Below are 21414 nucleotides of genomic sequence, written 5' to 3' on the forward strand. Positions count from 1 at the left end.
ATTATCTTTACCCCATGTACCTGGTAAAAACGCCGCGGCTTTTAAAGCAATTGTATCCCAGTTTGTTGTGGAATAAAGCCCGCGATAACCAACGTATTTATGTCACTTTTGACGACGGCCCTATACCCATTGTTACACCGTTTGTTTTAAATATTTTAGAACAGTACCGGGCAAAGGCTACTTTTTTCTGCATCGGCGACAATGTAAACAAACACCCGGATATTTTTGAGCAGGTAAAAAATGCGGGCCACGCTATCGGGAACCACACTTTTAACCATTTAAAAGGATGGAAGACCGGCGACAAAACTTACCTGGATAATTTTTTAAAAGCGGATGAACTGGTTGGCTCAAATCTCTTCCGGCCGCCCTATGGACGTATCAAACGGTCGCAGATAAAACTGTTAAGAGAAGCAAAACCAGGCCTGGATATCGTGATGTGGGATGTGCTTAGCGGGGACTTTGACCAAAAACTGTCGCCTGAAGATTGTTTAACGAATGTATTAAAGCATACCGAACCCGGCTCCATCATCGTGTTTCACGACAGCCTGAAAGCTTTTGACCGGCTGGAGTATGTGTTGCCAAAGGCGATGGAGGAATGGAGCAGGAGGGGGTGGGAGTTTGCTTCGTTATAGTGGCAGTAGGTTTTGAACTATGATTTTTATGATTAAATGAAAGTTATGATAATCACAGTTGTCGCAAGATCAATAAAATGATAGTTCAGACAATGCGCCAGGGATAGGAATGTATACCTGCCTGCGCGAAACGCCTGCAGGCGTATGAATGGATAGCCCGCCCGGGCGCCCAAAGCCTCACCTAAATCCTCTCCAAAGAAGAGGACTTTCAATTTCGTTAGTCTCCCCCTTTCCTTTTTGGGAGGGGCCGGGGGTGAGGTTAATTAAAAAACAAATCGCTGACGGCATTTTACCTGTAATTTTCCTAAATTCGCCGCGTTAGGCTTTTGTGTGGCCTGGCCCTGTTTTTTTACTTCACCTAAAGATCAAATACAATGGCTTTTGATTTAGATATGATCAAAAAGGTTTACGATCGCTACAGCGCCCGCGTGGCTGCTGCCCGTACCGCGACCGGCAAACCCCTTACCTTAACCGAGAAAATTTTATACGCCCACCTTTCGGAGGGCGACGCCCATAAAGCCTATGGCCGTGGTACCGACTATGTTGACTTTGCACCCGACCGCGTGGCCATGCAGGATGCTACCGCGCAGATGGCGCTGCTGCAGTTTATGCAGGCCGGCCGTCCGCAGGTTGCTGTGCCAAGTACCGTGCATTGCGACCACCTGATACAGGCTAAAATAGGCGCTGACACCGATCTGCAAACCGCCAAGGATGTGAACAAGGAAGTTTATGATTTCCTGGCATCGGTATCGGATAAATACGGTATCGGTTTCTGGAAACCGGGTGCGGGTATTATTCACCAGGTAGTGCTGGAGAATTATGCTTTCCCGGGTGGTATGATGATCGGTACCGACTCGCACACGCCAAACGCGGGTGGTTTGGGTATGATTGCCATTGGTGTTGGCGGCGCCGATGCCTGCGACGTAATGGCGGGTCTGCCATGGGAGCTTAAGTTCCCTAAGCTGATAGGTGTGCATTTGACCGGTAAACTATCGGGCTGGACATCCGCCAAGGACGTTATCCTGCGTGTGGCCGGTATCCTGACCGTAAAAGGCGGAACAGGGGCCATAGTTGAATATTTTGGCGAAGGCGCACGTTCGCTTTCGGCAACAGGTAAAGGAACCATCTGTAACATGGGCGCCGAAATTGGGGCCACCACCTCGATATTCGGGTACGACGATAAAGCCGCCGAATACCTGCGCGGTACCAAACGCGCCGATATTGCCGCTTTGGCCGATACCATTAAAGAACACCTGACCGGCGACGCAGAAGTGTACGCCAATCCTGAACTATACTTTGACCAGGTTATCGAGATCAACCTGGATGAACTGGAACCGCATGTGAACGGTCCGTTTACGCCCGACCTGGCCTGGCCGATATCCAAATTCGCCAAGGCGGTTAAGGAAAATGGCTGGCCGGTTGAACTGGAAGTTGGTTTGATAGGGTCGTGCACCAACTCGTCGTACGAGGATATTACCCGCGCGGCATCTATCGCGCAGCAGGCCATTGATAAACATTTGAAGGCTAAGGCCGAATATACCATTACCCCCGGGTCGGAGCAGGTGCGTTACACCGTTGAACGTGATGGCTACCTCAATACTTTCGAGCAGATAGGCGGCGTGGTGCTGGCTAACGCCTGCGGCCCCTGTATTGGCCAGTGGGCGCGCCATACCGACGACCCTACGCGTAAAAATTCTATCATCACCTCGTTCAACCGTAACTTTGCCAAACGGCAGGACGGCAACCCCAATACGCACGCCTTTGTGGCATCGCCCGAGATAGTGACGGCGTTTGCTATTGCCGGCGACCTGACCTTTAACCCGCTTACCGATACCCTGACCAACGAAAACGGCGAGCAGGTGAAGCTGGACGAGCCGCAGGGTATTGAAATGCCGATAAAAGGTTACGCCGTGGAGGACGCCGGTTACCAGGCGCCTGCCGAGGACGGCAGCAGCGTGGAAGTAAAGGTGGACCCAAAATCGGCGCGTTTGCAATTGCTGGATCCGTTCCCGGCATGGGAAGGCACCGATCTGAGCGGTTTGCGCCTGCTGATAAAAGCCAAGGGCAAATGTACCACCGACCATATCTCCATGGCCGGGCCGTGGCTGAAGTTCCGCGGGCATTTGGATAATATATCCAACAACATGCTTATCGGTGCCATCAACTACTTTAACGGCAATGCCGACAGCGTGAAGAACGAACTGACCGGCGAATACGGCCCGGTACCTGCCACCCAGCGCGACTATAAGGCGCATGGCATAGGCACCGTGGTAGTAGGCGACGAGAACTACGGCGAAGGATCGAGTCGTGAACATGCCGCTATGGAACCCCGCCACCTGGGCGTGCGCGCCATACTGGTAAAATCGTTCGCCCGTATACACGAGACCAACCTGAAAAAGCAGGGTATGCTGGCCATTACCTTTGCCGACCCTGCCGATTACGAAAAGGTGCAGGAAGACGATACCATTTCCATTAAGGGCCTTACCGAATTTGCCCCCGGCAAGCAGCTAACCGTAGTGCTGCACCACAAGGACGGCACAACCGACGCCTTTGCCGTAAACCATACCTACAACGCCCAGCAGATAGAGTGGTTTAAAGCGGGGGGGGCGTTGAATATTATACGACGCCAAATGGCTTGAGGTTAGAGTCAAGAATCAAGAGCCAAGAATCAAGATAGCATAGTTTAGGAGCCTTCCCGGTTGGGGAGGCTTTTTTGTTGGGGGTTACTGCAAACTGCCAGCTTATATCCCGATAGCTATCGGGGCGGTGTTCGATATTCTGATGAGGGTTTTACGCTGCTCCAAAGGAGTCCCTTCGGAACTATCCTTATCGCGGGTTTAACTGTGAATTAACCCGATGTGCCGCTATTGCTCAAAAATGAACATTCTGCATTTCAACCGCCTGAAAAATTGGGTGTTTTCACCGAGGTCTAAACTAGAATTAAATAGTAACTTTATTTTAGACATGCCTCTTTTCACAGTATGATTACATCGATTAAATTTAAAAACTTCAAAGCCTTAGAAGAATTTACTATTCATTTAAAAAAATTCAATGTCCTAACTGGCCCGAACAATAATGGTAAATCGACCATCCTCGATGGGTTAAGATTATTGCAAGCGGCTTATAGGTATGCATCTAGAACTACTCCCAAGTACATCAATAATCCATTAGGACAAAAGTTTTGGGGATTTGTGATACCTCCTAATAGTTTGCCTATTAATACAGATTATATCCAAACGAATTTTAATACCTCAGAGCCATCAATAATTAGATATTCGATTGATTCTGGAAAAACTCTCATTTTATCATTTCATCCAGAATACCCTACCTATCTTTTCTTTGATACGCCAAACAGAATACCTAGATCTTCTACAGACTTCAGAAATGAGTTCCCTCTAAATATCGCTATTATACCTACACTTGGACCTTTCGAAATTGGCGAAGAATTATTGAGCCAAGAATACGTCAAGAGGTGGTATGGCAGCAGAAGGTCGCCAAGAATGTTTAGAAGCTACTGGTTCTATAATCTTGAAAGATTCGATGAGTTTAAAAAACTAGTTGAAGCGACATGGTTGGGAATGTCTATAAATTTTCCTCAAAAAGCAGATCAGTTTAGTAAAGAGCTTTTTATGTTTTGTGAGGAAGAACGAATTCCGAGAGAAATAAGTTGGGCAGGATTTGGCTTCCAGATTTGGCTTCAGTTATTAACACACATTGTAAACGCCAAAAATGCGAGTCTAATTGTTGTTGATGAACCAGAAATTTATCTCCATCCTGATTTACAACATAAGGTTTTAGAACTACTACGACATTATAATGCAGATATTATGATAGCAACTCATTCCGTCGAAATAATTAACTCCGTAGAACCAAATGATGTTGTACTTGTCGATAAAAAAAATAAATCGGCAAAAAGGATCACTGATTTAATTGGTCTACAAAATGTGGCTAATCTATTAGGTAGTGGACAAAATATAGAGCTGACCAGATTAGCGCGTGGGAAAAAAATATTATTTGTAGAGGGTAAAGATTTGAAGTTATTAAATAAACTATCTAAAATTTGTAAACATGATAATTTATTTTCCGATTCGAAAATCACAGTTATACCGATAGAAGGTTTTGGCCAACATGATAGAATTATTCACACCAATTGGGCATTTACAAAGATTTTAGGTGAAGAGTTAAAAATTGCTGTACTCCTTGATCGGGATTATCGGGCCGATGAAACAATATCTAAAATATTAGAAAAGTTACAGAAAGAGGTTAATTATGCCCACATATTAAGAAAAAAAGAAATCGAGAATTATTTTTTAATTCCTTCTGCAATCCAAAGAGCTATTGATTCAAGATTAGAGGAACGAATAAAAAACGGTTATATAGATGAAAAGCCTGTAATTAAACTAAATGATATATTATTGAATCTAACAGACAATTTTAAATCTGAAGTAATAGGACAGGTGATAGCAAGACGAGCGGAGTCATATCGAAAGTCCGAAGATTTCTCTAAAATAATATCTGACATAAACAGAGAAGTAGACAGTAATTGGAAAGATTTGCAGTATAGACTTAACGTAATTTCAGGTAAACAATTTATTTCATTTATGAACGATTATTTACAGGAAAATTTTAAGATTTCGATAAGTTGCCCACTAATATCTAATTATTTAACAATAAAGGATATTGATAATGAAGTGCTGGAGTTCTTAAATCAGCTTGAAAAGTTCAAACTGGAGCGTATGTAATATATACTACCCCACACTGGCGCAAGAATGCCGGGCTGCCTGCGGGCAATTGCTTCTTGTGCCTAACTAACCATGCCTAAACCATGTTTAAAGTCAAAGGCACAAGTACCCACACGTTGGTCCGGATTTGCAATCCGGCATCCAAATAATTTAGGGATTTGCAATCCCGGTGTTTCGTTCGGTTATTATTTGCGGATTACAAATCCGCTGTTTTTTGGAGTCCGGGATTGGAAATCCGGACTAACGTTGGACAACACCAACACAACCTCGTCATTGCCTGCCTGTCCGGCAGGCAGGCGAGCAGGAGCGAAGACAACCGACCGCAGGGAGTTCATTAATACCGATAAAAAACAAATTATAATATTAATAATCTCTGCACACGCAAATCAGTAGACTGTTGCTTGCGTCTTAGTTACCAATTGCGGTCCCTGACTGGCACAGTTCGGAGATTGCTTCGTTCCTCGCAATGACGGTATGATGGGATTTTGATGCGGGTAAGTGTGCCGCCCCCCCTTTGCTGTTCTTCAAAATAGTGCCGGCCTGCGGCAGGCAGGAACGGAACAACCGACCCCAGCCGCGCTGTCATTCTGAGTGAAACGAAGAATCTATCGATACATCATGTTGGGTAATAGATACTTCGCGATGAATGACAAAATGATTGATGTGAATCGCTATTCCTGCCAAATCTAATATTAATTAGTTCTCAAATATAATTCCTGTAAGTTAAAACATATCGACAGGGGCGATAGTTGTATTTGTACATTATAACTTCTTTTCACCGGGAGCTTATCCTGGAAAAAAACCATCATTTATTTACTTCATTCAAAAATTAAAGATTATGTTCCATCACGTAAAAGACTTACAATTTAATGCCCGGGTGTCGCGCCCCGATCCGCGTTTTGCCAACTTATTGTTGGAGCAATTTGGCGGCGAAAACGGCGAGTTGGCAGCGGCCATGCAATATTTTACCCAGGCTTTTGGCGCAAAAGCGGCGCATCCTGATAAATATGATATGCTGATGGATATAGCCACTGAAGAATTCAGTCACCTGGAGATTGTGGGTGCTACTATACAGATGCTGTTGAAGGGTGTTAACGGCGAACTGAAAAATGCTGCTGACAGCTCTGAAATTATGCAGGTGATGGATGGCAAGGCGTTGAAGGAGAATATCATCCACCAGGCGCTTACAGCTAATCCGCAGTTTGTGATCATTACAGGCGGCGGGGTTACGCCGCGCAACAGCCAGGGCATACCGTGGTGTGCATCATATGTAAACTCAAACGGCGACCTGACGGTTGACCTGCGCACCAATTTAGCATCAGAGTCGAGAGCAAAATTAGTTTATGAGCACCTGATGAAGTTTACGGACGATCCGTACATCCACGAAACCCTCTCTTTCCTGATGACACGCGAGGTAACCCACTATAAAATGTTCGAAGCAGCGTTGAACAGCATCCCGGATAATTTTCCGCCGGGCGTATTAGCAGCCGATCCGCGCTTTTTGCAGAATACTTATAACCTGTCGGCCGGTACCGTACGCGGTCCGTGGAACGAGGGCGAAATGCCGGGCCTGGATAAGGAATTTGCCTATGTAGCCGATCCCGTTGGTCAGGCAAGGGAAACAAAAGGGAACACCGAATTACCCGATCTGATGAAAAAAGAGCTACAGGACACAGAAAAGCTTAACAAGGAAATGAGCGGGAAAAAAAGCGGCGAAGAGAAAAAGGCTGAACCCAGGGGCGTGGCCCAATGGAGCACCTATGCCGATCCGCAGGATTAGAAAAGCAACTAACCGTCGTGCCATTGTTACCGCAGGGTCTCTCGCCGTGAGGCCCTGCGATTTTAAACAATAAAGGCCATTCAACAATCAACAGTGTAAACACCTGCCTCGCTGATTAAGTCTTCCGAAGGGCGACTTAAGCCTATACATGAAATGAAGGACTCCGTCCGGCAGTAAAACCTGAGGTATTCGCTTTATCCACACTTTGGTACGGATTTGCGTTCCGGCGCCCCAATAACTTAGGGATTTGAAATCCCGGTGTTTGGTTCGGTTACTATTTGTTACTATTTGCGGATTACAAATCCGCTGCTTTTTAGTCCGGGATTGGAAATCCGGACTAACGTCGTTTTTTATTTATTGTGTAACATCCCGGGACGTTCCCGAACTTCAACCTGCACGAACTTCGATACACGAAGCATGCTCAACCTGCCAAAAAATAACCTTAATTGATTACTGTGGATGCGGAGTTGCTTAAAGTTGTATTTTGTTGCCATTGTGGAGCTTGAACGGGCGTTTTAGAGACTTTTTGTAAGTTGATGTATATCAGGCAATTGAATATTTTAGTTTTCGCGGGGGGAAGTGAATGTACACTAAGTCCGGGGTTGGTGTATGTATCATATAGCTGATAATCTGATGCTTATAATCATTCGGAACCCCACAGCCGGCATTATTGTAAGTACTTAATGTAATGAGAGATTCCGGCAACTGCAGCCGAAAAATCATGGTTACACCCTGTAACTATTAAATGTTTGATAGTCAATAATTTAACCTCAAATGACTCTGAAAAGTGTTAACCATGTTAACCCTACACTGACGCCAGGTACGGTTTTGTTGCCGTAATGCCAGCCATTGGCTAACTTCGCAGCATGAAAGGTTTGATGCTGCTTGTTGCCTTCGCCGCTTTGGCGACTTATAATGCGCGTGCCCAAAAGGTTTATATCGGCTGCCCGGAAAAAGTGAATGCCAGTGCGAATGCCGGTTTTCTCGCTCAGCAACCGGTCGACGTGGTGATATCCGACAGTCGCACCATACCGGCCGGCGCCAAAATAGAATGCCAGGGAACTGATGTAAGGCAGGCCCTGCAAAACTTCCTGCGATCGGAGTTTCCCTCGTGCAAAATGACGCTGCTGCCCGATACGCTGAGCGCACCAAAGCCGGACAGGATAACCATCAAAATAGGCATAGCGGCATACCAGGCCATCCTGAGCAAGTCCGAATGGACGGGTTCGGTTGGTTACCGCGTGACGATCACCGACAACCGGCATCAACCGGGCAAGAAACAATCCGAAGAAATAAGCAATGAGGTAACCAGGCCTAATATTTTTGGCTACAAAGCAGCAAAAAAATGCCTGTTCATGAGCTTCGACAAATCCAACCAGGACCTGGTTTCCTTCATCGAAAACACGTTAAAGGACTGATGCCGCGTTGGGCTTTTTGTCCATAATGGTCGATGGAACATAGCCAGCCTTGAAAAACTGTTAACTATGGACTATCGATCCCAAACCATCACCAATCCGACTTCTGACTTCTGACCCCGGATATCCCCTCAAAACCTCGCCGCAAATTCCTTTGCGAAATCCTCCAGCTTGATTTTGCCGTTGGGTTGGGTGCCGCGGGCGTCGTAATCCTTCCACAGGATGCCGCTGCCAACAGCGTTGTTCATTTCGATAAAGTTTTTGCTGATGGGTTCGGGCAAACCGGCCTGGAGCATACCCTCAAGCGCCTGCTCGTCGGTAAACTGAACCCATTGCAGGTCGGGTTTGCCAATAGCTGCGCCTAATGTGGCGGCCACTTCGCTGGCGGTGCGGTCATCGCTGGTGATGTAACGCACGCTTTTACCGGTAAAGGGTGTTTGCAGCTCTTTGGCAACGGCGGCGGCAATGTCTTCGGGGTGCACCATCACCAGGCGGGTAGCCGGTCCGTAGTTGGCACCGATAAAACCGAGGTGTTTGATCATATCAATATTGGCATACAGGTTCACGTAAAAGAACCCGGCACGCAGGTGTTTAATGGCAACGCCTTCCAGGGCATTCAATACCAATTCGCCGTCGTGCACGCCTGATATTTGTCCCGTACCGCCGTCAATATCCGCACCGATGCTGCTCAGGTTCACCACGCGGGTGATACCATTTTTGCGGATGGCTTCGGCATAGTTGCGGGCGCTGTCGCTTACATATTTGCGGTAATCGGTAACGCCAAAGTTTGGCGGAACCATGGTATAAACCACATTGGCCCCGGCGAAGGCTTTGGTTAAAAATGCGGCATCGGCAATGGAGCCGATGGCGGCCTTTGCGCCTAATGCTTCGATCTCTGCAACTTTATCCGCGCTGCTGCTTACAATGGTCACTTCATGACCGGCAGCTATCAATTGTTTGGCTAATGGTTTGCTGATGTTTCCCAACGAGCCTGTTACTGTAATTTTCATAATGTTTTTTTATTTTGCTTTTGTTGGGAACAAAGGTATATTTGTACTTACTTTTATACAAGTACTTACCCTAAAGTATGTATCAATGACACAAGTAAAAGAAAGCTCGACCATACAGGAAAATAAGAAGTTCGCCCTTAACGAATGCCCCGTAACTTACGTGATGGAAAAGATAGGCGGTTACTGGAAGCCGATTATCCTGTTCCATTTGCTATCGGGCAGCAAGCGCTACAGCGAGTTGCGCAGGGCCATACCCATCATCACCGAAAAGATGCTGATACAGCACCTGAAGCAGTTGGAGAATGATAATATCGTGGTGCGCGAGTCGAAGCCCGTGGTGCCGCCGTATGTCACCTATAGTCTTACGCCAGCAGGAAAGGGTCTGCAGCCCATACTGAATGCCATGGCCACCTGGGGTATCGAGGATAGCAAACGCAACGCGGGGAATAGTTATATTTCCAAAAGTATGGACGATTTCCCGGGGGCGTAGTTAAATTGCATCATGAAGAACCTTTACCTGCTAACTATAATGCTTTGCCTGCTGCTTGCCGCCTGCGTGCAGCCCGGGAAATACATCGGTGCAAAATATCCCAAAACAAAAACAGTAGATGTTTATCACTACGCTACCGAAGTCAAGCGGTATTACAAGGTCATCGGCCGGCTGGTGAACCGCAAATATTTGGATAAAGAAATTGAGCACGTAATGGTGATGGACGCCAAAAGAATAGGCGGCGATGCGGTGATATTACTAGGTGTCGATTCAACCGTCACCGGAAAACCCAACCGGGTAGCGGCAGATGTGTTGAAATACGGGGAATAGATCTGCCCGCATCTTACAGGAAACAACTCCATACCTATTCGAAAAAATAAAATGAGGCTGGAAATGTGCGATTCCTTCCTCGGGGAAGGGGAGGAAGGGGTTAGAAAAGCGGCGAAACCCCACCCTGCCCCGCCCCGAGGCGGGAATCGTACGGCCCACTGCTTTTTAAATTTATTCCGAACATTCCTTGAGATAACTCCCGCAAAGGCGGTAGCAATCATGGTTTACACTTTTTTCGCTTTATTTGATTTAATATATTGATAGTCAATTACTTAATCATTGTAGACTATGCAATTGTGTTAACCATGTTAACCCACTTTTGAAGTCTCCTGTCACCAATCATTTCTTCATTATCCTCTTCAGCACCAATAAATTCAGCGCATTTTTGCTGATGCCCGTCATGTTGTTTTGGTACAGGTTCACCAGTTTATCATAGTAAAGCACTACCACCGGTGCGTTCTGCATAATAATGTTATCCATCTCGCGGTACAGGGCGTGGCGTTTCTGATCGTCGGCCTCGTGGTAGGCCTGCTCAAAAAGGCAGTCGAATTGTTTATTGTTAAAGCCGGTGTAGTTTGGTCCCCAGGGGATCTTATTTTTTGAGTAGAACAGCAGCAGGTAATTTTCGCCATCCGGGTAATCCGCAATCCACGATCCATAGAAAAAGTTAACGCCGTTTTTTGATACCAGTTCGCGCAGACTGGCGCTTTGTACGATTTCCACCCGGGTACGTATCCCCACCTGGTCAAGCTGACCCTGCACGTATTCAATCAGGTCGCGGTAGCCGATGGTGGTGGTCAGTGTTATCTCAGGGCATTCTTTCCCGTTTGGATAACCACATTCGGCTAAAAGTTGCCGGGCTTTGTCGGGGTTATAAGTATAGCCTTTAACTTTAGTTGCGTCAAAACCCGGCATCCCGGCAGGTATAAAGCCACCGTTACCTGGCGTAGCCATGCTATTGCGCAGGTATTTGATCATTTTTTGCTTGTCGATAGCATAGTTAATGGCCTGGCGTATCTTCAGCAGTTTCAGGGGCGAATGTCTTACGATGGGCAGGTTCGTATCCACCAGCATGCCCAAATACATGGTGTTAAGGTATGGCGCCGAATTAAGGATGAATTTCCCCTTATATTTTTGTGTTACCTGGCCCGATTTGGTCAGGATATCATCGCGGTAGCTGCCATCGATATCATTCAGAAAATCTATCTTCCCGGTTACAAACTCCATAAAGGCTGTTTGCTTATCGCCGATGAAGGTGGCACGCACGGCGTCCAGGTGCGGCAGGCTGCTGCCGTCTTTATCTTTCTCCCAGTATTTATCATTCTTAAGGAAAACCAGCACTTCGCCCTCTTTCCAATACTTGAATTTAAAGGGCCCCGTACCGATGGGGTGATTGCGAAAATCCTTGCCATAATGCCCGGCCACTTCACGCGGTATCACCGAAGCGATCTGCGAGGTTAGCAATGAGAGCAGCGGTGGGAAAGGCGCCTTTAACTGAATACGGAAAGTAGTGTCGTCGATAGCAATAAAGGCTTTGTTATCTTTCACCTTATCACTGAATATCCACGAGCCCGATGCTGCTATTTTCGGGTCTATAAGGCGACTGAAACTGTAAACAAAATCGGCAGCGACAGCTTTCCGTCCCTTTCCGTCCCTGAACAGCGGGTCGTCGTGAAAATAAACATCGTTCCGCAAATGGAAAGTGTATTGTAAACCATCGGCTGAAAGTTCCCAGCTTTTGGCGATAGCAGGCTGAACACGCATGCTGTCATCTATCTGCACCAGCCCGTTATAAAGCTGATTATCCATCCAGATGGTGTTCTGGTTACGGCAGAAAGCCGGGTCGAGCGAGGTGAGGCCCTCGTCGAGATTGATATTGAATACCGACTTGCTCGGCGTAGCGTTATCGGTATTGCAGGAAAATAAAGCCATCGCAGCAGCACACAAAAACAAGATCAGTTTATTCATCGAAGCCTAATATATCAATTATTGAATTACTGATTTATTGAATTATTGATTATTGCCGTCAGATGATGATATTTGAACTTTATAATAACAGCACCGTTTAATTAACCGAATGAGGAAATACATCGCATTATTACTGATCGTCGTATCATTCGGGTATTTCCTGTCCACTTTCACCGGCTGCGGTAAGGAATTGATATCGCCTAATCCTTTTACGGACAGCACCATTGTTGCCGGTGCCGATTCAGCGGGTTATCAAGATGGCTTGGGCGCCGATGCAAGGTTCGATCATCCCTTTGGGCTGGCGCTTGACAACGCGGGCAACCTGTATGTGGCCGACCAGGGTAATTCACTGATCAGGAAGATAGATCCCTCGACCAATGTGACCACGCTTGCCGGAATGGTTGGAGTACTTGGCCTGGTGAACGGCGCCGATACGGCTGCTAACTTCAATAAACCATTTTCCGTAGCGGCCGACGCATCGGGCAATGTATTTGTTGCTGATGCCGGTAATAATGTGATCCGTAAAATAACACCCGATGGCACGGTAAGTACTTTTGCTGGAACGGGTGTTGCCGGAGCTGATGACGGTACTGATCAAGCGTCGTTCAATTCACCCTTAGGGGTAGCCACTGACCATGATGGCAACGTTTACGTAGCCGATTATGGTAATGACCTCATCCGGAAAATAACTGCCTATGGTACAGTAAGTACCATCGCGGGAAAACAGGGAGTTTCGGGCTATGCCGATGGTGCAGACACCTCAGCAAGGTTCAACCTGCCCGAAAGCCTGGCGGTGGATGCCGCCGGAAACATCTACGTGGCCGATAACGGCAATAACATGATCCGCAAGATCACGCCTGGCGGCGTGGTTAGTACGTTGGCCGGCAACGGGGCCGCGGGCAAAGCCAACGGGAATGGTACGGCGGCAAGCTTTAATTCGCCTTTTGGGATAGCGGTGGACGGAGCAGGCAATGTTTACGTGGCCGATGCTGGCAATAATATGATAAGAAAGATAACGCCAGACGGTACGGTAAGCACTTTTGCCGGCAGCGGGGTAAAAGGCGCGGGCAATGCAACAGGCACACAGGCTACTTTTAACACCCCATCGGGCCTGGCAGTGGATTCAACCGGGAACGTTTATGTTGCCGATGAAAACAATAATTTAATACGTAAGATCACCCCATCCGGCGAGGTCTCCACGTTCGCTATAAAACGCTCAAAGACAGTATACAAGTGAAAACTAATTAAAGGTTAATATACTGTAACTATTGTATAAAATATTTATAAGCTTTTATTAGGATAATATAAAATTTACAGCTAACTTTGATTATATCTGTCAACTAAACACCAATTATTGACCGTTCTTAATGGTTTCTAAACAAGAGCTACAGCTAACGTATTCCAGCCTCCCGACAGAGAAGCTGATGGAAATTATAGACAATAAATTTGGCTATACGGAAATGGCCGTGTCCGTAGCGTTCGAAGAACTGGCAAGCCGTAAGATATCCGAGGAAGAGATCAAAAATTACAAGTCGAAGCAAATTGAGAAACTGAACAATTATATCAGGAAGAATATTTCGCACGATCTGTCGCTTTCGCAAAAAAACCTGTTTTATTTCATATTTATACCGCTTTTGACCGCGCCCTTCAGGTTGGGCTTTAAGGAAAAAGGCTTCAAGCTGAAGATAAAGCAGGCCAATTACTATTCACTTTTCGGCTTTGGTTTCTGCCTGCTGTCAGCCCTGTTCTTAGTCGAGGGTATGTCCAATTTATTTGTCGCCGCTTTTTGGATGGGGGGCTTTATCCCTGCCTACCTGATGGATGAGTCGTTCAACCGCCAGCGCCAGATCAAAAAGCTCCAAAAGCTTTTCGGCCAGCCCGAATCGGAAGAATCGGCACAGGAACAGGATGCCTGAACGTCCTGGTATTTTGAAAGTCTTTGTAAATATTTGATTTTGAACGGGTAAATCCACTTCACGCTTTTCTGCATAGTTAAATTCCCCCCTTACGGGTGATAAAACGCAAGGCTGTCGCTTTTATATTTGGTTAAAGCCAAATATCACGCAGTTTAAATGAATAACATCACCCGACCCATCGTATTGAACCTTTTTTTCTTCACGTCTTTCTTTGGCGCACTGCATACTTATGCACAGGTGATGTATCGCGGAACTGCCGCCCACAACTTAAACTATAATTCGGGGGGCAAGGGTTTTTTTAATGAATGCGCCTGGAAGTTCGATGCGGATGCGCCCATCCGGTCGACCGTCGTGGTCTCGGGTAATTCTGTCTATTTCGGCAGTAGCCGGGGCGTGTTTTATAGTCTGAACAAAAATACGGGAAAGGTCAGTTGGACATTCAAACCAGGCCATGCCATCAATTCATCGGCAGCGGTGCACAACGGCAGTGTTTTCTTTAGCGATAATAAGCAAAGCCTTTATTCCCTCAATGCAGCGACAGGTAAATTGAACTGGAAAACAGACCTTGGCATTGCCAAAAGCTACGACTGGGCATTTGATTATACCTATTCGTCGCCCGCTATCGTCAACGGGCAAATACTTATCGGCAGTAAGGACGGCTGCATTTACAACATTAACGAAGCCACGGGCAAAGTAAAATGGAAATTCAAAACGGAAGGCATTGTCAGGAGTTCGCCGGCAGTTGCGGCCAATGTTATTTACGCGGGGGATACCGAAGGTAATTTCTATGCTGTAAACCTTAACAACGGACAGCAAAAGTGGCGCTTTGAAATACAGGGGCATACCATGCAGAATGAAAAATTCTCGTTCGACCGCAGGGCGATCATCGCTTCGCCTTTGGTAACCGGCAACAAGGTGATCATTGGCGGGCGCGACGGATTTTTATATTGCCTTGATAAAAACACTGGAAAACGACTATGGCGCGTGGATCATGAAGTTTCATGGATCATATCGGCGGTTGCAGTAAAAGATAATATTGTGGTCACGGGTACATCTGATGGACATTTTGTACAGGCTGTCGATTTGAACAGCGGCAAGCAACTCTGGAAATATCATACGGTGAACGTGGTATGGTCGTCGCCTATTATCGATGGTGATAAGGTTTATATAGGCAGTCATGAAGGCGCCGTTTATTGCCTCGATCTGAAAACGGGCCGTAAACTCACCAGTTTTCAAACGGGCGGTATCGTTTTTTCGTCGCCCGTTATCGACGGTCACTTGCTTTACGCCGGGTCGGACGATGGCTTTCTTTACGCCCTCAAACCGGGTATGGGCCATTTCTCACCAACTACGGCCCGTAAATACGTTTTTTGGGACGAAGGCATACCGGCCCCTAACGGAAACGATATCCGGATACGGAAATACCTTACTGATAACGGTTATAAACGGCTGGATAAAGGAAAACTGGTTAAGCTGATCGCCGAAAAAGATTCAGCCGAAAACGCAGTCATAGTATTTGCTACTAACTTTTTCCCGGACGAAATAACTAAAGGCGAGAAAAGCTCAACCCTGTGCAGTTACCTTAATGCCGGCGGCAAAATAGTGGTAACAGCTACCGATCCGCTTGTGCTGAAATATGACACCAAATATAAATCGGTGGTCCTACGCAGCTTCCTGTATGCCGACAGCGTGATAGGTATCAAGTACGGGCCCGACGATTTGCGTTCCTATAAAGGCAACCAGCCGGCGTTTCGCACCAAAACAGGGGAAGAGTGGGGCGTACAATCATTCTGGGCATCGCCGCTTAGCGTCGACCCGAAGCAGGTGGATATCGTGTTAGGTATGGACGAGAATGGGCTGGCATCGGCATGGGTAAAGAAATTTCATAAAAGCTCAGGCTCGGGTTTTGTGCAGATATGGGTGGGTGAGGGCGACCGGGACCTGAGCTTTATAACGCGTGTAGCAGAGTACGGACTAAAATAAAACGATGATGTATCTCAGATCATATATCGCCGCTGTATTGTCGCTGACCAGCGCGGGAATATTTGCGCAGGGCAGCTACCCGGGTAAGGGGATCCCGGCTGATACGCCGCAGATATTTGCCGAAGGCATCCTTTCCGACGGTTTAAATAACCGCGATTTTGCCATTTCGCCGAAAGGGGATGAGGTATTTTTTACCATCCAGGGACCGAGGTTCGCATTGAGCACTATCCTGCACATCACGAAAAGGAACGGCCGGTGGAGTGAGCCTGAAGTTGCTCCCTTCTCGGGCAAATGGCGCGATCTGGAGGCGGCCTTTTCGCCCGATGGGCAGTTCATCTATTTCTCATCGGACAGACCGGTGAACGGCGAGGCAAAGAAGGACTTTGACCTGTGGCGCGTCAAACGTTTGCCGGGGGGAAGGTTTGGTGAACCGGAAAACCTCGGCACGGTTGTCAATTCAGGTAAAAATGAATTTTACCCGTCGGTCGCGCGCAGCGGCAACCTGTACTTTACCGTTGAAGCAGATTATGGAAAGGGGAGCGAGGATATAGTGATTTGCAAATGGAACGGTACGGGCTTTGCCAGACCCGAAAGCCTGCCCGAAGATATTAATACCAAATACGACGAATTTAACGCCTTTGTCGATCCGGATGAGCGGTATATCCTCTTCTCGTCCTACGGCAGGCCGGATGATATGGGCGGCGGAGATCTTTATTTTAGCAGGAAAAACGAGAACGGAGACTGGTTACCTGTAAAGCATTTCCCCGCCCCATTTAATTCGGCCTACCTGGATTACTGCCCCTATGTGACGCCTGATAAAATGTACCTGGTATTTACGAGCAACCGCATGGGGCCCGGCTTTAAAAATGGGAAAGCGAAAAACTACGGGGAAACCAGGGATATGTTGTCGGGCCCGGGCAACGGCAACGATGATATTTATTGGGTAAAATTTAATATGGACCTGCTAAAGTAAAACAGCATGATGAAAAAAATTACCGTATTGTTATTGACCGTAACCAGTATAAGCGCCTTTGCACAGCAGCAGGTAACGTTAAAAAAAGCTGATTCGCTGTTTGCAAAGCAAGAGTGGAAAGCCGCAAAGCAAAACTATGTGAGTGTGCTTAAAGATACTTCGTCCAACGCCGTATCATGGACACGATTGGGGTATTGCAATCAAAACCTTGGCCTGTATGCCGAGGCTTTAAAAGACTATGATAAATGCCTTGCAAATAGCCCGAGACCGCCGGTTAGGTCGGTAACACTGTCGCGAATGGCGCGGATATATGCAATTACCAATAAAATTGACGAAGCGGCAGACAGGCTGATAAAAGCCACCGCATTGGGCTACAACAGCCTGCCCGACCTGGACACAATGGCCGACTATAAGAACATGCGCGCCGCGGCCAATTTTGCGGATATACGCAAAAAAGTATATGAAACGGTGTTCCCTTGTGCTGCCGAACCGCATGCCCACGATTTTGATTTTTGGATAGGAGAATGGGATGTTTATCAAACAGGTACGAAATTTTTGGTGGGGCACAGCCTGGTTCAAAGTATATCCGGCGAATGCGCCTTGCTTGAAAACTGGACATCCACGCAGGCCAGTACCGGCAAAAGCATAAACTATTACAATGCCGCAACCGGTAAATGGGAGCAGGACTGGATAGGTTCAGCAGGCGGGCCGCAGCGCTACCTTAACGGCGAATATAAAGACGGCGCCATGCAGTTTACCTATGAGTTCACCAACGCCCAGGGTAAAAAGCAAACCGGCAATTTCAAATTTTACAATATCGACAAAGATACCGTGCGCCAGTACCAGGATGTCAATAACGACGATGGTAAAACGGTTACCGTATCATACGATTTTACGTATGTCAGGAAAAAGCAGTAAATTTTGTCTTTTAAAAATTAAGGATGAGAAAGTTCTTTTTACTTGCCACAGGGCTGTTATTATTTCAACAGGGTATAAGCCAGGTGAAGAATACTTCCTACACCACGCAAACAGGTGAAAAGGTATTGCGGCTCGAATCGGTTTTACCAGTAGATATTAAAACAGCCTGGAAGCTTTTTACCACGGACGAAGGTTTAAAAACGTGGATAGCCCCGCAGGCGCACATTAATTTAGCAGTTGGCGGTTCGGTTGTAACAAACTATGATAAGAACAAACCCTTAAGTGACCCTTCATCAATAACATTGCCGATAATCAACTATATCGATCAGGAAATGATTACTTTTAAAGTAAACCTTAATGATAATTTTGACCCGGCAGCAAGAGCTGAAGATAAAAATTTGCAGGAAGTGATTCTGCTCAAAGCGATCGGCCCGCAGCAAACGCAGGTTGTTTCTTTAATGATGGGTTGGGGAAAAGGCCCGGCCTGGGATAAAACCTATAATTTTTTCGCCAAAGGGAACGAATGGACCTACAACGAATTGCTGAAAAATTATAAGTAGGTGAAGTTTTGATAGAAGGAAAAGCCATTGCTGCCGGATAAACAGCAATGGCTTTTTAATTTTATTTGGAGTTGATGACAAGCGTAGCGCCTGTAAGGCCCTTGGATGAAGCATCCAGCGTAATGTTCCCCGGTTTTCCATTCGACTGTAAAATTGCAAGCGCCAGCCCGTTAAAAGCATGGCGGTAATTGGCCTTGAACGGGTCGTGATCGGTTTCGCTGCCATTGTCGACGCCGGCGATAAAAGCGTTGCCGTTCAGCTTAAAGTTTACGAGGTTATCGGCAGTTGGCACAACGTTGCCATCTTTATCCAATATCCTGACGGTAACAAATGACAGATCCTTGCCATTTGCTTTGATGTTCTTGCGGTCGGCTACCAACTGAATTTTGGCAGGCTTACCGGCGGTATGTATCACCTCGGTCTTAACTATTTTACCATCCTTTCGCGATACCGCCTTCAGGGTACCCGGCTCGTATTTCACCCGCCACATCACGTGCAGGTCGTCGCCTTCCTTCTTTTTAGTACCCAGCGATTTGCCGTTTAGAAACAATTCAACCTCGTCGGCATGGTTATAAAATGCCCACACGTCTATGGTTTTACCGGGTTCCCAGTTCCAGTGCGGCAGAATATGCAGTACGGTTTTGTCGGTCCATTCGCTTTGGTACATATAGTAAATATCCTTCGGGAAACCTGCCAGGTCGATAATGCCGAAATACGAGCTGCGCGACGGCCATTTATAAGGTGTCGGCTCGCCAAGGTAATCCCATCCCGTCCAGATGAACATACCCGAGAGGAAGTCATATTTCTTCATCACCTTCCAGGTAGCCTCGTGGGTCGAGCCCCATGCCGGGCGGACATTATCATAGGCAGACACGGTGTTGTCGGGGTTGCCGTCGGTAAAAGGCTTGTCCCAGCGGTTTGGCCACACCCGGATGCTGTCCGACGGCATATCGTAATGACCGCGTGTTTCCAAACCTGATGTAGTTTCCGTAGCGATGAATTTTTTACCCGGGTAGCGGTCGTGGAAACCAGCGTAGTTAAACTCATGATAATTATACCCGATCAGATCGAGCGCGCCTGACTGGATGATCTTGTTGCTGGTATCGGGCCTGTCATTTGCAGTAGTAATAGGGCGTGTTTTATCCAAACTATGCACGATCCCGGCCAGTTCGGGCGCCAGGGTTAGCGAGCGCGGGTCGCCCTGCTGCGGTATTTCGTTGCCAATACTCCATATCATCACGCTTGGGTGGTTGCGGTCGCGCAGCACCTGGTCCTCCAGGTCGCGTTTGTGCCATTCTTTAAAGAAAAGATGGTAGTCATATTTCACCTTACCCACTTCCCAGCAGTCAAACGCTTCGTCCATTACAATAAAGCCCATTTTATCGGCAAGATCAAGCAGTTCGGGCGCCGGCGGATTATGTGAGGTACGTATCCCGTTGCAGCCCATCGCCTTCAGCATTTCCAGCTGGCGTTGCAGCGCACGATTGTTTAGTGCAGCGCCCAGGCTGCCAAGGTCGTGGTGATCACAAACGCCAAGTATTTTCATCGGTTTCCCGTTCAGGCTGAACCCTTTATCTGCATCGAAATTGAAGTAGCGTATGCCAAGCGGAGTCGTGTATTCATCGGTCACCTTACCACCGGTGATGACTTTGGTAACGATCCTGTACAGATAAGGGTTGTCTACCGACCATAAAGATGGGTTAATGATCGAGATTTTTTGATCGAATAATGTAGCTGCGCCGGCGTAATTGATGGTTAAGTTTTTTGACACGGCACTGCCAATGCTATTTCCTTTTGCATCGTATAAGGTCGATTGCAGCTCCATCGGCAGTGATTTGGAATCATCGCCCGCCATGTTGTTTTTTACCACGATGTTTAGATCAATTGTTGCCGAATGATCTGTTACTTCGGGCGTTGTTACGTAAGTTCCCCAATGGTCTATCGCCAGTTTATCTGTCGTCTCGAGCCATACATGCCTGTAAATACCCGAACCCGAGTACCAGCGCGAATTAGGCTGAACCGAATTATCAACCTTAACTGCGATGACATTCTTGCCGCCAAATTTCAGATAAGGCGTCATATCGTACCGGAACGAGATATAGCCGTTCGGCCTGAAACCAAGCTTGTGCCCGTTGATCCACACAGTGCTGTTCCAGTACACACCATCAAAATCGATATAAACCATTTTGTCTTTGGATGACGCCGGAACGGTGAAGGTTTTACGGTACCAGCCCAGGCCGCCGGTCAGCGCGCCGCCTTCCACTGTAGCGGGGCTATTTTTGTCGAATTTTCCTTCAATGCTCCAGTCGTGCGGCAGGTTAAGCGCCCGCCATTTGGCATCGTTCAATCCAGGCTCCTCACCGCCTTTTACATCGCCCAGGTTAAAGCGCCAGCCCATATCAAAATCTGCTTTGCTGCGCGGCGATTGGGCAAAGCTTTTCAACCCAAAAAATAAAAATGGCACAAGTATAAGTATCCTCGCGGCCCTTAAAGTAGTTCTGAATAAAGACATGACGGTCTATTTGGTAATAAATGTATAATCGACACTAATCTATGAATGTTTGTTTAAATAAAAGGATAAATCCATAAAATTTAAATTGAAAATGACCCAGATGCCTCGTAGAGGCATCTGGGTGTAGCACCAGACCCACCTTTTTGCCCCGTTAGGGGCTACGCAATAGGCGAAGGGTAGCTCCT

At 47.0% G+C, this 21414-nt stretch carries 16 protein-coding genes; 13 read left to right on the plus strand and 3 right to left on the minus strand.

From position 1 onward, the window contains the following. Positions 1-14 precede the first annotated feature (14 nt). From FRZ54_RS10200 to FRZ54_RS10220, 5 genes are all read left to right on the plus strand, one after another. Positions 15-632 (plus strand): polysaccharide deacetylase family protein, encoded by a 618-nt coding sequence (locus FRZ54_RS10200; protein WP_147031508.1) that lies wholly within the window; start codon positions 15-17, stop codon positions 630-632. A 374-nt stretch (positions 633-1006) separates the two neighbouring features. Further along, positions 1007-3271: an aconitate hydratase gene (locus tag FRZ54_RS10205; protein ID WP_147031509.1), complete on the plus strand. Its 2265-nt coding sequence runs from the start codon at positions 1007-1009 to the stop codon at positions 3269-3271. A gap of 342 nt (positions 3272-3613) precedes the next feature. Then, the gene (locus FRZ54_RS10210) at positions 3614-5374 is read left to right on the plus strand and encodes an ATP-dependent nuclease (RefSeq protein ID WP_147031510.1); all 1761 of its coding nucleotides are present in this window, start codon (positions 3614-3616) and stop codon (positions 5372-5374) included. A gap of 838 nt (positions 5375-6212) precedes the next feature. Continuing rightward, on the plus strand, positions 6213-7154 hold the full coding sequence (locus FRZ54_RS10215; protein WP_147031511.1) for a manganese catalase family protein: 942 nt from the start codon (positions 6213-6215) through the stop codon (positions 7152-7154). Positions 7155-8020: 866 nt separating this feature from the next. Continuing rightward, on the plus strand, positions 8021-8572 hold the full coding sequence (locus FRZ54_RS10220) for a hypothetical protein (RefSeq protein ID WP_147031512.1): 552 nt from the start codon (positions 8021-8023) through the stop codon (positions 8570-8572). Positions 8573-8700: 128 nt separating this feature from the next. On the opposite strand, the gene FRZ54_RS10225 is transcribed toward FRZ54_RS10220, so the two are convergent. Continuing rightward, positions 8701-9579 carry an NAD(P)H-binding protein gene (locus FRZ54_RS10225; RefSeq protein ID WP_147031513.1) on the minus strand — a complete coding sequence of 293 codons (879 nt, stop codon included), beginning with the start codon at positions 9577-9579 and terminating at the stop codon, positions 8701-8703. A gap of 85 nt (positions 9580-9664) precedes the next feature. On the opposite strand from FRZ54_RS10225, the gene FRZ54_RS10230 reads away from it, so the two are divergent. Together FRZ54_RS10230 and FRZ54_RS10235 are read left to right on the plus strand one after the other, a co-directional pair. Beyond that, positions 9665-10069 carry a winged helix-turn-helix transcriptional regulator gene (locus FRZ54_RS10230; protein WP_147031514.1) on the plus strand — a complete coding sequence of 135 codons (405 nt, stop codon included), beginning with the start codon at positions 9665-9667 and terminating at the stop codon, positions 10067-10069. A gap of 12 nt (positions 10070-10081) precedes the next feature. Continuing rightward, entirely contained in the window at positions 10082-10399 is a 318-nt protein-coding gene (locus FRZ54_RS10235; RefSeq protein WP_147031515.1) for a hypothetical protein, read from the plus strand. A gap of 339 nt (positions 10400-10738) precedes the next feature. Here FRZ54_RS10235 and FRZ54_RS10240 read toward each other — a convergent pair whose 3' ends face one another. Continuing rightward, positions 10739-12367 carry an ABC transporter substrate-binding protein gene (locus FRZ54_RS10240; RefSeq protein WP_147031516.1) on the minus strand — a complete coding sequence of 543 codons (1629 nt, stop codon included), beginning with the start codon at positions 12365-12367 and terminating at the stop codon, positions 10739-10741. Positions 12368-12476: 109 nt separating this feature from the next. Here FRZ54_RS10240 and FRZ54_RS10245 point away from each other — a divergent pair, with 109 nt between their 5' ends. From FRZ54_RS10245 to FRZ54_RS10270, 6 genes are all read left to right on the plus strand, one after another. Continuing rightward, complete coding sequence (locus FRZ54_RS10245; RefSeq protein WP_147031517.1) at positions 12477-13604, plus strand: NHL repeat-containing protein; 1128 nt, start codon at positions 12477-12479, stop codon at positions 13602-13604. A gap of 130 nt (positions 13605-13734) precedes the next feature. Beyond that, positions 13735-14283 (plus strand): hypothetical protein, encoded by a 549-nt coding sequence (locus FRZ54_RS10250; RefSeq protein WP_147031518.1) that lies wholly within the window; start codon positions 13735-13737, stop codon positions 14281-14283. Between the two features lie 156 nt (positions 14284-14439). Next, positions 14440-16266 (plus strand): outer membrane protein assembly factor BamB family protein, encoded by a 1827-nt coding sequence (locus FRZ54_RS10255; protein WP_147031519.1) that lies wholly within the window; start codon positions 14440-14442, stop codon positions 16264-16266. Positions 16267-16270: 4 nt separating this feature from the next. After that, the gene (locus tag FRZ54_RS10260) at positions 16271-17239 is read left to right on the plus strand and encodes a TolB family protein (RefSeq protein ID WP_147031520.1); all 969 of its coding nucleotides are present in this window, start codon (positions 16271-16273) and stop codon (positions 17237-17239) included. A gap of 6 nt (positions 17240-17245) precedes the next feature. After that, on the plus strand, positions 17246-18157 hold the full coding sequence (locus FRZ54_RS10265) for a tetratricopeptide repeat protein (protein WP_147031521.1): 912 nt from the start codon (positions 17246-17248) through the stop codon (positions 18155-18157). A gap of 23 nt (positions 18158-18180) precedes the next feature. After that, positions 18181-18717 carry an SRPBCC family protein gene (locus FRZ54_RS10270; RefSeq protein WP_147031522.1) on the plus strand — a complete coding sequence of 179 codons (537 nt, stop codon included), beginning with the start codon at positions 18181-18183 and terminating at the stop codon, positions 18715-18717. A 61-nt stretch (positions 18718-18778) separates the two neighbouring features. On the opposite strand, the gene galB is transcribed toward FRZ54_RS10270, so the two are convergent. Next, positions 18779-21229, minus strand: coding sequence for a beta-galactosidase GalB (gene galB, locus FRZ54_RS10275; RefSeq protein ID WP_147031523.1), 2451 nt, complete (start codon positions 21227-21229; stop codon positions 18779-18781). Between the last annotated feature and the right edge of the window lie 185 nt (positions 21230-21414).

Source organism: Mucilaginibacter ginsenosidivorans (genome assembly GCF_007971025.1).
Taxonomy (GTDB): Bacteria; Bacteroidota; Bacteroidia; order Sphingobacteriales; family Sphingobacteriaceae; genus Mucilaginibacter; species Mucilaginibacter ginsenosidivorans.

Excerpts from the sequence above, each read along its gene's own strand:
- FRZ54_RS10200 (WP_147031508.1), top strand. The coding sequence starts at position 15 with ATGTACCTGGTAAAAACGCCGCGGCTTTTAAAGCAATTGTATCCCAGT.
- FRZ54_RS10205 (WP_147031509.1), top strand. The coding sequence starts at position 1,007 with ATGGCTTTTGATTTAGATATGATCAAAAAGGTTTACGATCGCTACAGC.
- FRZ54_RS10210 (WP_147031510.1), top strand. The coding sequence starts at position 3,614 with ATGATTACATCGATTAAATTTAAAAACTTCAAAGCCTTAGAAGAATTT.
- FRZ54_RS10215 (WP_147031511.1), top strand. The coding sequence starts at position 6,213 with ATGTTCCATCACGTAAAAGACTTACAATTTAATGCCCGGGTGTCGCGC.
- FRZ54_RS10220 (WP_147031512.1), top strand. The coding sequence starts at position 8,021 with ATGAAAGGTTTGATGCTGCTTGTTGCCTTCGCCGCTTTGGCGACTTAT.
- FRZ54_RS10225 (WP_147031513.1), bottom strand. The coding sequence starts at position 9,579 with ATGAAAATTACAGTAACAGGCTCGTTGGGAAACATCAGCAAACCATTA.
- FRZ54_RS10230 (WP_147031514.1), top strand. The coding sequence starts at position 9,665 with ATGACACAAGTAAAAGAAAGCTCGACCATACAGGAAAATAAGAAGTTC.
- FRZ54_RS10235 (WP_147031515.1), top strand. The coding sequence starts at position 10,082 with ATGAAGAACCTTTACCTGCTAACTATAATGCTTTGCCTGCTGCTTGCC.
- FRZ54_RS10240 (WP_147031516.1), bottom strand. The coding sequence starts at position 12,367 with ATGAATAAACTGATCTTGTTTTTGTGTGCTGCTGCGATGGCTTTATTT.
- FRZ54_RS10245 (WP_147031517.1), top strand. The coding sequence starts at position 12,477 with ATGAGGAAATACATCGCATTATTACTGATCGTCGTATCATTCGGGTAT.
- FRZ54_RS10250 (WP_147031518.1), top strand. The coding sequence starts at position 13,735 with ATGGTTTCTAAACAAGAGCTACAGCTAACGTATTCCAGCCTCCCGACA.
- FRZ54_RS10255 (WP_147031519.1), top strand. The coding sequence starts at position 14,440 with ATGAATAACATCACCCGACCCATCGTATTGAACCTTTTTTTCTTCACG.
- FRZ54_RS10260 (WP_147031520.1), top strand. The coding sequence starts at position 16,271 with ATGATGTATCTCAGATCATATATCGCCGCTGTATTGTCGCTGACCAGC.
- FRZ54_RS10265 (WP_147031521.1), top strand. The coding sequence starts at position 17,246 with ATGATGAAAAAAATTACCGTATTGTTATTGACCGTAACCAGTATAAGC.
- FRZ54_RS10270 (WP_147031522.1), top strand. The coding sequence starts at position 18,181 with ATGAGAAAGTTCTTTTTACTTGCCACAGGGCTGTTATTATTTCAACAG.
- galB (WP_147031523.1), bottom strand. The coding sequence starts at position 21,229 with ATGTCTTTATTCAGAACTACTTTAAGGGCCGCGAGGATACTTATACTT.